15 protein-coding genes are annotated in these 14,173 nt (G+C 60.9%); 6 read left to right on the forward strand and 9 right to left on the reverse strand.

The features are described from left to right. Nucleotides 1-5: 5 nt before the first annotated feature. The 3 genes from HDF16_RS02715 to HDF16_RS02725 all read right to left on the reverse strand — a co-directional run bounded on the left by HDF16_RS02715 (nucleotide 6) and on the right by HDF16_RS02725 (nucleotide 5,208). Nucleotides 6-1,010, reverse strand: coding sequence for an FAD binding domain-containing protein (locus HDF16_RS02715; RefSeq protein WP_184213615.1), 1,005 nt, complete (start codon nucleotides 1,008-1,010; stop codon nucleotides 6-8). Nucleotides 1,011-1,021: 11 nt separating this feature from the next. Continuing rightward, nucleotides 1,022-1,633, reverse strand: a complete 612-nt coding sequence (locus HDF16_RS02720) for a 2Fe-2S iron-sulfur cluster-binding protein (RefSeq protein ID WP_184213616.1) — start codon at nucleotides 1,631-1,633, stop codon at nucleotides 1,022-1,024. A 188-nt stretch (nucleotides 1,634-1,821) separates the two neighbouring features. After that, nucleotides 1,822-5,208 (reverse strand): TonB-dependent receptor, encoded by a 3,387-nt coding sequence (locus tag HDF16_RS02725; RefSeq protein ID WP_184213617.1) that lies wholly within the window; start codon nucleotides 5,206-5,208, stop codon nucleotides 1,822-1,824. A 134-nt stretch (nucleotides 5,209-5,342) separates the two neighbouring features. On the opposite strand from HDF16_RS02725, the gene HDF16_RS02730 reads away from it, so the two are divergent. Then, the gene (locus HDF16_RS02730; RefSeq protein WP_348641221.1) at nucleotides 5,343-5,798 is read left to right on the forward strand and encodes a hypothetical protein; all 456 of its coding nucleotides are present in this window, start codon (nucleotides 5,343-5,345) and stop codon (nucleotides 5,796-5,798) included. A 135-nt stretch (nucleotides 5,799-5,933) separates the two neighbouring features. On the opposite strand, the gene HDF16_RS02735 is transcribed toward HDF16_RS02730, so the two are convergent. Together HDF16_RS02735 and HDF16_RS02740 are read right to left on the reverse strand one after the other, a co-directional pair. Further along, nucleotides 5,934-6,185: an anti-sigma factor family protein gene (locus HDF16_RS02735; protein ID WP_184213618.1), complete on the reverse strand. Its 252-nt coding sequence runs from the start codon at nucleotides 6,183-6,185 to the stop codon at nucleotides 5,934-5,936. Continuing rightward, nucleotides 6,176-6,799 carry a sigma-70 family RNA polymerase sigma factor gene (locus tag HDF16_RS02740; RefSeq protein ID WP_184213619.1) on the reverse strand — a complete coding sequence of 208 codons (624 nt, stop codon included), beginning with the start codon at nucleotides 6,797-6,799 and terminating at the stop codon, nucleotides 6,176-6,178. Before HDF16_RS02740 ends, HDF16_RS02735 begins: the two co-directional genes overlap by 10 nt. A gap of 153 nt (nucleotides 6,800-6,952) precedes the next feature. On the opposite strand from HDF16_RS02740, the gene HDF16_RS02745 reads away from it, so the two are divergent. The 5 genes from HDF16_RS02745 (at nucleotide 6,953) to HDF16_RS02765 (ending at nucleotide 10,088) form a co-directional block, all read left to right on the forward strand. Then, nucleotides 6,953-7,726 carry a DUF1223 domain-containing protein gene (locus HDF16_RS02745; protein WP_184213620.1) on the forward strand — a complete coding sequence of 258 codons (774 nt, stop codon included), beginning with the start codon at nucleotides 6,953-6,955 and terminating at the stop codon, nucleotides 7,724-7,726. 42 nt (nucleotides 7,727-7,768) lie between these two features. Beyond that, nucleotides 7,769-8,941 (forward strand): M24 family metallopeptidase, encoded by a 1,173-nt coding sequence (locus HDF16_RS02750; RefSeq protein WP_184213621.1) that lies wholly within the window; start codon nucleotides 7,769-7,771, stop codon nucleotides 8,939-8,941. A gap of 42 nt (nucleotides 8,942-8,983) precedes the next feature. Beyond that, nucleotides 8,984-9,379, forward strand: a complete 396-nt coding sequence (locus HDF16_RS02755; RefSeq protein ID WP_184213622.1) for a nuclear transport factor 2 family protein — start codon at nucleotides 8,984-8,986, stop codon at nucleotides 9,377-9,379. 86 nt (nucleotides 9,380-9,465) lie between these two features. Continuing rightward, nucleotides 9,466-9,915, forward strand: coding sequence for a DUF6677 family protein (locus HDF16_RS02760; RefSeq protein ID WP_246408601.1), 450 nt, complete (start codon nucleotides 9,466-9,468; stop codon nucleotides 9,913-9,915). After that, nucleotides 9,912-10,088, forward strand: a complete 177-nt coding sequence (locus tag HDF16_RS02765) for a hypothetical protein (protein WP_184213623.1) — start codon at nucleotides 9,912-9,914, stop codon at nucleotides 10,086-10,088. The genes HDF16_RS02760 and HDF16_RS02765 overlap by 4 nt, the downstream gene beginning before the upstream one ends. Before the next feature lie 77 nt (nucleotides 10,089-10,165). Here the strand turns inward: HDF16_RS02765 and HDF16_RS02770 are convergent, their stop codons facing one another. The 4 genes from HDF16_RS02770 to dapF all read right to left on the reverse strand — a co-directional run bounded on the left by HDF16_RS02770 (nucleotide 10,166) and on the right by dapF (nucleotide 14,172). Continuing rightward, nucleotides 10,166-10,879: a lysophospholipid acyltransferase family protein gene (locus tag HDF16_RS02770; protein ID WP_184213624.1), complete on the reverse strand. Its 714-nt coding sequence runs from the start codon at nucleotides 10,877-10,879 to the stop codon at nucleotides 10,166-10,168. A gap of 6 nt (nucleotides 10,880-10,885) precedes the next feature. Then, entirely contained in the window at nucleotides 10,886-12,352 is a 1,467-nt protein-coding gene (gene mpl / locus HDF16_RS02775; protein WP_184213625.1) for a UDP-N-acetylmuramate:L-alanyl-gamma-D-glutamyl-meso-diaminopimelate ligase, read from the reverse strand. Nucleotides 12,353-12,457: 105 nt separating this feature from the next. Then, nucleotides 12,458-13,375 (reverse strand): LD-carboxypeptidase, encoded by a 918-nt coding sequence (locus HDF16_RS02780; protein ID WP_184213626.1) that lies wholly within the window; start codon nucleotides 13,373-13,375, stop codon nucleotides 12,458-12,460. After that, on the reverse strand, nucleotides 13,372-14,172 hold the full coding sequence (dapF, locus tag HDF16_RS02785) for a diaminopimelate epimerase (RefSeq protein WP_221312437.1): 801 nt from the start codon (nucleotides 14,170-14,172) through the stop codon (nucleotides 13,372-13,374). Before dapF ends, HDF16_RS02780 begins: the two co-directional genes overlap by 4 nt. Nucleotide 14,173 lies beyond the last annotated feature (1 nt).

Genomic DNA, 14,173 nt, shown 5'->3' on the forward strand with positions numbered 1-14,173 from the left:
CCTCCTTATGCCTGCTGGGTAGCAACTGTAAGTGCGTGGACAATGCAGCGCTTCGCCAGCTCGACCTTGAATCCGTTTTCGCTTTGCGGCTTCGCCCCGTGCAGCGCCGCTTCGGCTGCCGCTCGAAAGTTCTTCGCATCCGCTGCCTTGCCCATCAACGCGTGCTCTGCCTCATGCGACCGCCACGGCTTCGTTCCGACTCCACCCAGCGCTACGCGAACGTAGCTGATCTTGCCGCCATGCAACTCAACGACAATCGCGGTAGATGCCAGCGCAAACTCGTACGAAGCCCGATCCCGCAGCTTCAGATAGGTCTGCTTCGCTCCAGCCTTCGCAGCCGGAAGAGTCACGCTCGTCACCAGGTCGCCCGGCTCCAGCACGTTTTCACGATGCGGCGTCTTTCCGGGCAGCAGATGGAACTCGCCGATGGGAACTTCGCGCTCGCCCTTCGGCCCCTGAACCTGTACTGTCGCCTCAAGTGCCACCAGCGCGATGTTCATGTCGGAAGGGTTTGTCGCAATGCAATCGCTGCTCGTCCCAAAGATCGCTAGCGTCCGGTTGTCGCCTTCAATCGCCGGACATCCTGTCCCAGGCTCGCGCTTGTTGCATGGCAGCGCATCGTTGCGGAAGTACATGCACCGCGTTCGCTGCAACAGATTCCCGCCGGTCGTCGCCATGTTGCGAAGCTGCGCCGAAGCTCCCGATAGCAACGCCTGCGAGAGCACGGCATAGTCCTTCTGGACTTCAGCGGAATGCGCCAGATCGGAGTTACGCACCAGCGCGCCGATGCGCAGCCGCCCATCCGGCAAGCGCTCCACCTTGTCGAGCGCGAGGCCGTTGATGTCGACCAACTGCGTCGGCACCTCGACATTCAGCTTCATCAGGTCGAGCAGCGTCGTTCCGCCCGCGATGAACCGGACATCCGCGCCCTGCTGCGCCGTCTTCGACATCGCGGCCATCTGCACCGCCTGCGGAATCCCGGTCGCCTTCGTAAACTTGAATAGCTCCATGCGCCTGCTCCTTATGCCGTGTGACGAACTGCCTGGATGGCCGCAACAATATTCGGATAAGCTCCGCAGCGGCAGATGTTGCCGCTCATCAGCTCCTTCACGTCGGCGTCCGCCGGACCGCATGGCTCCTTCAGCAAAGCGACCGCCGACATGATCTGCCCCGAGGTGCAGTAGCCGCATTGGTAGCCGTCATGCTCCACAAACGAAGCCTGCATCGGGTGCATGTTCTCCGGCGTGCCCAGACCTTCGATCGTCGTGATCTCATCGCCCTCGTGCATCAGGGCAAGCGACAAGCAGGAGTTTACCCGCCGCCCGTTCACATGCACCGTACAAGCGCCACACTGGCCGTGGTCGCAACCCTTCTTCGTTCCGGTCAGGCTGGCCGTCTCGCGCAGGCAGTCGAGAAGCGAAGTTCTTGGATCGATCTTGAGATCGAGCACCTTCCCGTTCACCTTCAGACTGACTGGGACAGCGTTCTCGATTGCCTCCGGCGCAGGCGCATCCAGCAGTGCCACCGGAGCCGCACTCACTGGCTGTGCGACTGCCGGAGCCACAGTTGCTACGCCGACCGCACCCAGGCGCGACAGGAACGACCGCCGTGAAAGCCCGCTTTCATCACTCATAGGAGATCCCTCAGGAATAACATACTCTAACTGCCCTGCGCCGGCGGCGGTCACTTCTTGACTTGTATTGGGCTTCGCGTGACCCGGCCGTTGGTCGGCAAGAAATATGTGGCGACCAAAGGGAGCACCACGCGAAGCGGTACACAAGTCACGAAGTGACCGCCCCGCGCGCAGCGGGCTCTTGCGCCTTAATACAGTAACTTCACCGAGAACTGAATCTGCCGCGAAGTTCCCGCCGTCTTGCCGATCTCACCGAATCCTCCACCATTGATGGTGTTCGCCGGCAGCCCGAGGTTCGCTATGTTGAAGAGATTGAAGAACTCCGACCGGAACTGCACATCGAACAACTCCCCTCCCGCCGCCCGTCTTCCCACGGGCGTGTCCTTGATCAGAGAGAAGTCAAAGTCGTAATAAGCCGGCCCACGGAATGAATTCCGCCCCAGTGTGCCAAACCCTTTTGGAATCGAAAAGAAGCTACCGTTATTGTTGACCTCTCCTGATCCACGCCCAAAGTAATCGAACCGGACTTTGCGCGCCGTCGAAAGCTCAGGCGTTTCGATCAGGTTCGGCCTGTCCACGCCGGCCAGACCTGCGTCCGTCTGCTGCACGCCGGAGTACACCGTGAACGGCGAACCGCTGCTGATCGTCGAGATGCTCAGCAACTCCCACCCGGCGGTGAACTTGCGATTGATCCCCTGCAGCATGTCCACCTTTTCAAGTTGAAGATCCTGCGCCAGGCTTGCGGTAAATCCATGCGTCACGTCGAAGCTCGATGGCCCCTTTTCCGGGTGCGTATCGAAGGGATTCTGCGGCAGCGGATTCGATACCGCTCCTGTTCCGCCAATGCCTCCCGCCACGCCGCTCGTATCGTCAAGCGCCTTCGACCACGTGTAACTGATCTGCACCCCCGGCCCGCCATGCGGCAGCGGGCCCGAGAGCGAAGTCTGCAGCGCGTGGTAGCTGGAGTGCGCCGTCGCCTCGATCACCTGCTCCGTCCCATACCCTCCAATCGCGTCGCCATTCGCATCGAACTGCGTATACGGCGCAAACGCTGGCCCTGCTCCCGAGTACCCATTCGGCGACGAGATCCGCGGCAGCTTCGCCGAAGCCGTTCCCACATACGCCGCATCCGCCGTCATCTTGCCGAACTGTTTCTCCGCTCCAACCGTCCAGGTCTGCAAATACCCGTTGCCGAACTTCGGGCTTATCGCCGCCAGGTTCAGCGGAGTGAATTGCGCTCCCGGCGTCAACGCCGCCAGGTCCTTCTGGTATCGCTCCACATCGAGCACCGTGTTGGCCGCCACCGTCTTCGTCTTCCCGCTCGCGAAGACATCTTCTCCGGAAGTCGAATAGAAAGTGGGCAACTGCGCGGAGGTGATCTGGAACCCGTAGAGAATCGGTGCAGCGGCCGTCGCCGTTATATGCGGGTAGATCACAAACGGCACCGCGCCGGTAAGAAAGTTATCCTGCCAGATGTTCGGCGGAATCGTCGTGATGCCGCCACCCGCGTGGAGATGCAGCGACCCCGTAACCCGCCAGTCCACCTGCACCCGGGGCGCAAATCCGTTCTTCTGTGTCCGATACCCTGGCTGCGGATTCACAGCATATTGCGTTCCACCGTCCGGGCCCAGGAACCCCGCCGTCCGATGCGCCCGCTCCACGATTGGCGTGTAGATCTCGTAACGCAAGCCATAGTCCAGCACGATCCGTGGAGAGATCTTGTAGGTGTCCTGCAAATACACCGCAAAGCCGTTGCGCGAGATCGCTGCTGGCCCAATGTGCGATCCACCCGAGATAAACGGCGGAGCAACTGCCGTTGTATAGACGTATGCGCTACCGGTCAGCAGAGCGGTCAACGTATCCGGCAGCTTGTCCCCCACATGAATGTCATGAGTGTGACTGGCAGAGGTAATCTCAACCGGCGAATACTGTGGATGCGTGTCCCCACCGCCGCCAAAGTCATATTCGCCGTTCGGACTGGTCCCGAAGTACGTCGTGTCGCGATTCACGCGGACCTCGCCGCCCCCCTTCACCACATGCTTCGAGGTCGTCCACGTAAACGCCTGCCGCGCCTGGAAGAGGTTCCCAAACGCTGCGGCCACCGAACCGCCCGCCGAGTTGAAGGCCTCATACCGCCCATCGTTGAACTTGATCGCCGGGTCCGTCCGGTTCGGCGTCGGAAATTGTGGCGTCGTCCGCGTCACGCTGATGCCGCTCTCAAGATCGAACTTCGGCGAAACCGTCTTCGTGTATGTCACCGCAAAGTTCCGTTGATGATCGACATAGACGATGCCAAAGCTGGGATCGATCGCGGTCTGGTCGGGATTCGTCGTCGGCCCAAACAGGTTGTTGAAGTTGAACCGGGCCGTCACATGCTGGTTCTTCGGAAGCACCTGGTCCAGGCGCAGCGAAAACTGGTTCGCATTGGTTGTAACCTTCGACGATCCCGCGAAGGTATACACCCCATACGTTCCCGTCGGATTGTTCGGCAGCGGATAACGCGCCAGCACTGCCGCAATCTTCGGATCAGGCGTGACCGTCAAGGTATCGCCCGCATAAGCCGTCGTATCGATTCCCGCCCGCTCCTGCGCCGTCGGCACAGGAAACACCTGTGACGTTCCCAGAACCTGCCGGAAGCCTTGATACTGCCCAAAGTAGAACGTCTTCCCGCTACCATCGTAGACATGCGGAATCACGATCGGCCCTCCGTTGGTGAAGCCGAACTCGTTCCGACGGAACGGCGGGATCCTTCCCGGCTCAGCCAGCGTGGGATGGTCGAAGTAGTTCCGCGCATCGAGCGCCGAGTTCCGCAGAAACTCAAACACCGACCCATGAAATCCGCCGGCTCCCGAACGCGTGATGACATTCGTGAATCCCGCAGCGCCGCGTCCGATCTCAGCCGGCATCCAGCCCGAGCTTGACCGAATCTCCTCCACCGCATCCACGTTGAAGTTGCTGAACGCCGCGCCGCCCATCTCCGGGTCACTTGTGTCCGCGCCATCCATCGCGAAGGTCGCCTCCACTCCGCGCTGCCCATTGATGGCAAACTGTTGCGTAAAGTTCGTCTGACCGTTCGAGTCCGTCATCGTCCCGGCGGCCAGCAGCAGAAGCTGGCTGAAGTCCCGTTTGTTCAGCGGAATCGCGCTCACGGTCTGGCTGGAAAGCTTCTCGCCACCCGTCGCTGTGGCCGACTCCTCTGGCCGCGACGCCACCTTAACCTCGCCCGACTTCGCAACCGTCACCACCATCGGCAGCGACTCCGTCGAAAGCTCGAGAGTTCCCGCGTACCTATGCTCGACTCCGGCAATCACCACCACCATCGTGTACTTGTCCGCAGCCAGTCCGGCAAACCGGAACGTTCCGTCAGCGGAGGTTGTCGCAACGATCTCGCCATGACCACCCAAAAGGCGCACCGTTCCGCCATCGATCCGTGCCCCATTGCCGTCCCGCAGCTCTCCGCTCCACCCGTGCGTGACCAGCTCCTGCCCGAAAGCATCGGCAGCATCTACAGGAAAGAGACCCGGCATGAGGACCAGCAAAAAGATACGAAACAGGAGGACGGCCAACTTTTTCATGATCGCCAATTATATGCAGCACAACCACTTCCCGGCTCCGAGGCGATCTGAAGACGCATCACCCCGGTACCGAAGCCGAACCCCGGCACCCCACGGCCTGCAGGGCAAGCCCCGTTTGTAGTACCGTCGAGAGCGTGATCACGGACTCGACAAATAGCGCCGCGAAGGAGCAAACGACCCAGGCAGCTTCTCAGCGAACATTCGCAAAATGGTCACTTGCCGTCGTCAGCTTCGGCTTCATCATCCTGCAGAGCGCATGCACCTGGGTGATGGCCGTCAGCGGAGCACGCCTGCTCATCGGACTCGGCGCACTTGCAGCAGCCTCCGGTCTCAACCGCCCTTCAAGCGGCTTTCATGCCGATGTCATCCGCGTTCCGATGATGATCGTCGCCGTGGCCGGTTCGCTCATCAATCTCTACGTGATCTGGCGAATTCGCTCTCTCCGCGCACGCCCGTCCTCGCAGTGGCGCATGGCCGCCGCACCTAAGGGCAAGATTCGTGCGGAGAACTTTCAGATCGCTCTGGCGATCCTCACCCTCATCCTCGTGATCGCCGAAGAGGCTACCCACCTGATCGTCCACAACGCGTAGTTCTATTCGGTGCCCAGAAAGAAGATCCGTCATCCTGAGCGAAGTCTCTTGCAGCCTCATCGCAAGAGACGTAGTCGAAGGACCCCGATAAGGCTGACATCACCCAGGGCGCTCGTCCCTCTCAGTCCAGAATCCCTAATCTCCACCCTCGGCCCCACGCAACTCTTCATCCAACCGGTTATGCAGCCGTTCGCTGTAACCCAGCGGCAGCTCAAAGACCCGTTCGTCCGCCGTCAGGATCAGAATATTCCGCGTCGAATCCAGGATCGCCGAGCAGATCTCGCAGTGCTCCAGATGTTCCTGCACCATCCTCAAGACCTCCGGCTCCAACGTTCCATCCAGGTATCCGGAGATGTGCTCCCAGACGTGCTTGCACTCTATGACCATGGGAACCACCTCCGTTTCGAGTCCATCTGCTTCAACTGCGGCGCCAGGGTCTTCTGTAATGCCACTCTCGCCCTGTGCAGCCTTACCTTCACCGAAGCAACCGTAATCTGCAACACATCGGCGGCCTCGGCAATGCTTAGTTCCTCAATATCCCGAAGTACGAAGATCTCTCGGTAGATCGGCGGAAGTCCCTCTACCGCCTTCTGCAGCAAGCTCCTCATCTCGCTTCGCTCCAGCGCCTCCGAAGGAATCTCCTTCCAGTCCCGCAACAACGCTGGCGATACATGGCTGCCATCGTCGTCCGGCGCTTCAAGCGGCTCCATCTTGATCAGCTTCTTCCGGCGAAGCCTGCTGCGCGCCTCGTTCAATGTGATGCTGATCAACCAGGTCCCGAACTTCGCCTCGCCACGGAAGCTCGCAAGGTTGCGAAACGCCTTCAGGAACGCCTCCTGAGCGATATCTTCCGCGTCGGACTCGTCATGTACAAACGAAAGCGCCATCACGTATACGCTCCGTTCGTACGGTCGGATGAGATCGTGAAACCGCTGCGATTCGCCTGCCAGAATCGCCGCGATCATCCCCGCTTCATCTCGTGATTCGTTTATCTCAGGCATTTTGTTGCGAACTTGTCTCCATCCAGCGGCGCGCTTCTACTCGTATCAGACATTAGAACCTTTCATGCTCAGGAAGTTACAGTCTCGAACCATCACCGTCCATGTATCCAGAAGCGCTCCGCCGCGTCTCATGGGTGAGTTCCGGAGGCATCGATGCACCTCTTCCCCATCAAGTCCGCAGCAGCACTCCTCGTATTAGCATTCACAGGCACAATCGTGAGCCAGGCCCAGGCGCCCGCAGCCAAACCTGCCGTGGTACTCGTCGAGCTCTTCACCTCCGAGGGCTGCTCAAGCTGTCCGCCTGCCGATGCTCTGCTTCGCCAGATCGACCACACCCAGACGGCCGCAGGTCAACTTATCGTCGGCATCAGCGAACACGTTACCTACTGGAACTCTCTGGGCTGGCAAGATCCTTTCTCCTCATCTATCTACACCGACCGCCAGAACAGCTACGGTCGGCGCTTCAATCTTGACAGCGTCTACACCCCACAGATGGTCGTCAATGGCAGTGAACAGTTTGTCGGCAGCGACAAGGGCGGCCTGGTCCGGGCCGTCAAGGAGCAGATCGGCCGCTCCGAGAGTGTCGCGCTCAATATCTCCTCAGTCAGCCGCAGTGGCAACTCTCTATCAGTGAGCTTCTCGGCCAACGGAGCAATCCCTTCAACCGGCGTCGACATCATCGCCGTCGTCGCCGACGACAGCGACCAGTCCAGCGTCCAGCGCGGGGAGAACTCCGGCCGTACCCTTACCCACGTCTCCGTGGCCCGCTCGCTCACCCGCGTTGCGACGCTTAAGTCTGCGGAAGAAAAGACCGTTTCAGTAGCGATCCCTGCTTCCTTCCAGCCCACCCAGCACCACCACCTGATCCTGTTCGCGCAGGCTTCCGGCTATGGCAGCGTCCTCGGAGCCGACAGCAAACCGCTCTAGCGTCGACGATGTGGGCTAAGACTTGCCGCTAGAATAGCCCTCATGGATCTGGCGGCAATTCAATCTGCACTCTCCGACGCCCACCTCGACGGCTGGCTCTTCTACGACCACCACTACCGCGACCCGCTCGCCTACAGCATCCTAGGCCTGCCCCAGGGTCAGCTAGTCACCCGGCGCTGGTACTATCTCATCCCCGCCATGGGTAAGCCCAAAAAGCTCGTCCACCGAATCGAGAGCGGCCGTCTCGACACGCTGCCCGGCGAAAAGTCCGAATACTCCTCCTGGCAGGAGCTCGAAGCGGGAATCGCGGCCTTGACCGCAGGCCACACCAAGCTCGCGATGCAGTACTCCCCGCGCAACGCCATCATGTACGTCGCAATGGTCGATGCCGGCACCGTGGAACTGCTACGCGATCTCGGCAAAGAGATCGTCACCTCCGCCAACCTCGTCGCCAGCTTCGAAGCCGTGCTCACCCAAGCGCAGATCGCCACTCACTTCGCCGCCGGAGAAAAGGTCGACCGCGTCCTCGCCGCAGGCTTTCAGCAGATCGGCAACCTCATCCGCGCTGACGGACACACACACGAACAAGCCATCGTCGACTTCCTCCAGGAGGGCATGCGCCGCGAGGGCCTCGTTTGGGACCACGGCACCAACGTCAGCGTCGGCCCCCACTCCGCCGACTCCCACTACCATCCATCGCCAGAGACCTCCGCCCCCATCCGCAACGGCGACTTCGTCCTGATCGACATCTGGGCCCGTCTTGATGAGCCCAACTCCTGCTACTACGACATCACCTGGACCGGCGTCGTTGGCCGCGAACCCAGCGATCGCGAGCAGCATATCTTCACCACCGTCCGCGACGCCCGCGACGCCTCCTGTGCCCTGGTCACGGCAGATTTTGCCGCCAGGAAACCGATCGCAGGCTGGCAGGCGGACGACGCCTCCCGCGCCGTCATCCGCTCCGCCGGTCTCGGCGAATTCTTCACCCACCGAACGGGCCACAATATCGGCAACACACTTCACGGCAGCGGAGCCCACCTGGATAATTTGGAAACACATGATGAAAGGTGGCTGCTCCCAAACACCTGCTTCTCTGTCGAACCGGGCCTCTACTTTCCCGGCGAGTTCGGTGTTCGCAGCGAAGTCAACATGATCGCCCGCGCAGGCAAAGCAGAGATCACTGGGCGGATCCAGAGCGAACTCGTCCGCATCTGAGACAGGCGCATCCCATCAAGCGAACGATCCACGGAGGACAACATGGCAGCAGCACAGACGCTCATCGAAACGATCTATTCTGCATTCAATAAGCGAAACATCGAGGGTGCCTTGGCGCTGATGAGCGAGAGCGTCAGTTGGCCAAAGGCATCGGAGGGCGGCCGTGTCGTGGGGAAGGAAGAGATTCGTGCCTACTGGAGCCGCCAGTGGAAAGAGTTTGATCCTCGCGTCGATCCGACGGAGGTCATCGACCGTGGCGAGGGGAAGATCGATGTCCGAGTCCACCAGGTCGTCAAGAGTCTAGCCGGCGAGGTCCTTTCAGACAGCGAAGTATGGCATGCGTATAGCACTGCGGACGGCCTCATCGAGCGGATGGACCTCGGAGAGAGTGGAACAGCCTCTGAGCAGGCCCCGTCCTCAGCGTTTTCGCACCGCTAACGGAGGCGGATAGCTACTCTGACCCGCAGCGACTTCATCTCCCATCCCAGTCGACAATCTCGACTTTGCCTTATGATGGAAGTTGCATGTCTACAAACCCACAGGCCGCGCCCCCCGCGAAAGTCCAGATGAGCAAGGCCGACCAAGCTCTTCTCAACCAGAAATCTGGCGTCTCTCCCGCAGTCGCTCTCTTCGCCGGATGGCTCATCCCCGGCGCGGGCCACCTGCTGATCAAGAAGCCTATCCGCGCGGTACTCCTCTTTGTCTCCATCGTTGCCATGTTTTCTATCGGCATCGCGCTCGAAGGCAAGGTCTACACGCCGAACACCGGCGACCTGCTCGACATTCTCGGCTTCGCCGGCGATCTCGGCAGCGGCGTGCTCTACATACTCGCCCGCGCCTTCGACCTCGGCCACTCCTCGGTCCAGATAGCCATCGCCGACTACGGGACGAAGTTCATTGTGGTTGCCGGGTTGCTCAACGTTGTCTCCGCCGTCGACGCACACTCGCTGGCCAGCGGAAGGAAGCTCTCATGACCGTCACCCACTTCGGAGCTGTCCTTCTCTTCGCCTTCTTCACGTCGATCGTCTTCGGCATCACCCAGCGTTCGGAACCAAAGATGATGGTCCGCTTTGGAGCCTTCTGCTTTGCGCTCTTCGTCTTCGGAACGATTGCCGCTAGCTGGGGCATGTGGCTCATCAAGCACTAGGCATCAACACGCGAAGCGATATACAAGTCACGAAGTGACCGCCGCCCGCGCAGGGCGCCCGTCCGGCAGGACAACTTCTATACAGCTTTCATCTCCAACGGCAGCGCCGCGTCGATCGCCCCCCGAACTGCCGCCATCAACTCATCGCGGCTGGCATACTCGCCCGGCTCAATCGCCTTCAAAAACTCCACCCTCGCCACCCCCGGCGTGATCGCAAAGCTGCCTTTCCGCATCATGTCCTGCGTGCCCGAAATGGCAATCGGCACAATAGGTGCCTTCGTGTCCTCCGCTAGGAAAAAGGGCCCTTTTTTGAATGCCTTCAACCGCCCATCGCGCGACCGCGTCCCCTCAGGAAACACGATAATGTTCAGTCCAGAACGAAGCGCACTCGCCGCCGCCGCGATGCTCGTCTTCGCCGCTTCCACGCTGTGCCCGCGCTCCACCGGCACAAACTTCGCCATGCGCATCGCCGTGCCCAGGATCGGAATCCCCATCAAACTCTTCTTCAGCAGGATCGAGCTGCGCCCCGGCAGACTCGGCATCAGCACCGGCGGGTCGAGGTTCGACACATGGTTCGACATGAAGATGCAGCTCCGATCCACCGGCAGATTCTCCCTGCCGACGACCTCAACGCGAATCCCGCCCGCCACCACGCCCGCATGCATGATTCGCATCGCCAGCCGGTAAAGCGGCCCAATATCATGGATCAAAAATGAGTAAGGAACTCCCAGCACTCCGGCGATTCCGCCGAACACCAAGTACACGAACAACATCTTGAAAGCAGCAAACATAACGTCTCAGGATACCCCGGCAAGCTCGACCGCAAGCGCCGCTGGAAGCTTCTCGTAGATTCCTCCAAAGCCGCCGTTCGAAAGAATGGCGACGACGTCGCCGGATCGCAGCTCAGGAACCAGCGCGTTCACAATCGCGTCGGCATCCTCATGCAGCACCGCCGGAACCCCACGCGCGTTCAATCCCTGCACGACCTCTTCCGGATGCAGCCGCTCCGCCACAGGTATGCTCTCGGACTTGAAGACCTCCGCCAGCACCACGGCATCGGCCAGCGCCAGGCTATCCACCAGCGCCTCCGCAAAAACATTTCGCCGCAGGGTATTCGATCGCGGTTCTAAAACTGCCCAGATGCGGTGGCCCGGATAGGCCTCCCGCAACGCTTTAAGCGTCTCGCGAATTGCGGTTGGATGATGTGCGAAGTCATCGATCACGGTCACGCCCGCAACCTCCGCCCGAACCTCCAGCCGCCGCTTCACGCTGCGGAAGGTCGCCAGTGCCTCCACGATCGCCTTCGCCGGAATGCCCTGTCCGGCCGCGAGCGCCGCAGCTGCCGTCGCATTCATCGCATTGTGCTCACCGGCCATCGGCAGAGTCAGATCGGCGAAGAACTCCCCGCCTCGATCCAGCCGCCACGAACTAACGCTGCCCGCGTGGCGCAATCTTGAGACCCGCCAGTAGGATTCGGGATCAAGCCCATATCGCTCGACAAAGCAGAACGCCTTCGTCACACACTCCGTCACATTCTCGCTGCCATCAAAGGCCACCAGCCGCCCGCGTCTCGGGATGAGATTCACCAGCCGCTTGAACGCCGTTTTCACCGCCTCAAGATCGACATAGATATCCGCATGGTCGAACTCGACATGCGTCAGAATCGCGGCGTCAGGAAAGTAGTGCAGAAACTTAGGCCCCTTATCGAAGAAGGCCGTATCGTACTCATCGCCCTCGATCAGGAAGGGCGGCCTCGCGTCGCCCTCAATCGACCGCACCATGAAGCTGGCGCCAAAGTTCTCCGCCACGCCACCGATCAGAAATGACGGAGAAAACCGCGCATCCGTGCGCGATGCAACCTCGTAGATCCACGCCAGCATGCTCGTCGTGGTCGTCTTGCCATGCGTCCCTGCAACCACCAGCGACTCCCGCCCCGCGATGAACTCATCATGCAGCAGCGCGGCCATGGAGCAGAAAGGGATCCGCACATCGAGCACATGCTCCAGCTCAACATTGCCCCGAGAGATCGCATTGCCCACCACCACCAGGTCTGGCCTCGGGGCGAGATTGGCCGCAGCATAAGGCTCGGCCACATGAATCCCCATCGTCCGCAGCTGATCGCTCATCGGCGGATAAGCCGCCGCATCTGACCCCGTCACCCGGTGCCCCTGCTGCTGGAGCATCCCGGCGAGCGAAGCCATCGCTGTGCCGCAGATGCCGATCAAATGAATATGCTTTGAAGCCGTACCGTCGGTCGTATACATGAGCTGTTAACTCAAGAATAAAGCACCGGCGGCAACGCGAAGCGGTATACAAGTCACGAAGTGACCGCCCCGCGCGCAGCGGGCCCGTCCGGCAGGACATTACCTCTACGAAACCGCCCCGAAAAAGTCCAGCCTCGCCTCGGCACTCAAATCCAGCCTCGACTCGACCCCGAGCGGCAAGGTCAAGTTCCCCGCCCCCACATGCCCACTCCGCAACCCAATCCCCACCGGCCCCGCAAAATCCCACAGCGCGTGAAGGATCGCGCGTTCCAGCAAATCCTGCTCCTCCGCCGGAACGCATTGCGTCATATCCCCCAGAACAATCCCCTTCACGCGATCCAGTTGGCCGGCGTAACGAAGATGCAGCAACTGCCGGTCCCACTGATATGGCTTCGTCCCGATGTCCTCCAGAAACAGAATCCCGTTGGAAGCCTCCGGCGTATACGGCGTCCCCAGCGACTCCACGAAGATCGACAGACATCCGCCATCGAAGACGCCTTCGGCCACCCCAGGCTTCAGTACCCGCAGCCCCTCCGCCGTACCCACCGACCAAGCCCCGCCACCGCAGATCGCAGCATTCCAACTGGCCACATCCGCCCCGTCCGCCCGCGAAAAATCTGCCGCGACCATCGGCCCGTGGAACGTCACTAACCCGGCAAACTTCCTCATCCAGATATGCAGCGAGGTATGGTCGCTATACCCGACAAACACCTTCGGATTCGCCTTGATCAGCTCCGCATCGAGATAAGGCAGTAGCTCCGCGGAGCCCCATCCGCCCCGCGTACACACGATTCCATCGATGCTCGTGTCTGCGAACGCCGTATGAAGATCAGCAACTCGCTCCGAAACCGGGCCAGCGTAATAAAGCGGCCCCCGGGCCAGCGCATGCGGCATCAGCACCGGCTCATACCCCATCCCGCGCAGCCGGGCCATCCCTGCCTCAACCAGCTCCACCTTCGCCGCGCTCGCCGGCGAGACAATCGCCAGCCGCGCCCCCGGCTTCAGCGCCTTGGGAAGGATCACAGCCCCGCCACCTTGCCCGCACAGATAATCTCCGCCGGCCCAGTCAGCCGCATTACCTCTTGATTGCTTGGCCACACCGTCCGCTGCGCTCCGCCCTGCGCAATTGCGGTCAATTCGCGATCCACCCCACGCAGCACCATTGCCGCCGAAGAAGAAGCACAAGTCCCCGTCCCTGAAGAGGTCGTCGGACCGCAACCGCGCTCGAAGATCCGAAACTCAATCTCGCTCTTCGACAGAACCTTCACAAACTCCACATTCGTCCCGTGCGCAAACATCGGGTCGGTACTGATCTTCGCTCCAAGCTCCTGCCAGCTCATGCCATGCGCGCTGAAGTCGTCCGTATGCACAAACAAGACAAAGTGCGGATTGCCCACGTTCACCATCGCGCCTTCGACGATCCCCACGCCGGGCAGATCGATCGCCCGCGCCATCACCCGGGGCACGCCCATCTCGCTCTCAATCGTGTACACCGGATCGCTTGCCTCAATCACCGTGCAAGCCCGCTTGCCGGCATGCGTGCCCAGCGTCACCTGCGTCAGTCCCTCGCTCTGCGCCAGCCACGCGGCCACACACCGCGTTCCATTGCCCGAAAGCTCCGCCTCGCTGCCGTCCGCATTGAACAGGCGCAGGAAGAACTCCCCGCCCGCACGCCGCTCCAGAAACTCAATCCCATCCGCGCCAATCGACGTGTTCCGCGAACATAGCTTCTTTGCAAGCTCCGCATGACGCCGCTGTGCCACAGCCTCTTCCAGAATCAAAAAGTCATTCCCACACGCATGGGCCTTCACAAAATCCATC

The organism is Granulicella aggregans, from assembly GCF_014203275.1.
In the GTDB taxonomy this organism is placed as follows: domain Bacteria; phylum Acidobacteriota; class Terriglobia; order Terriglobales; family Acidobacteriaceae; genus Edaphobacter.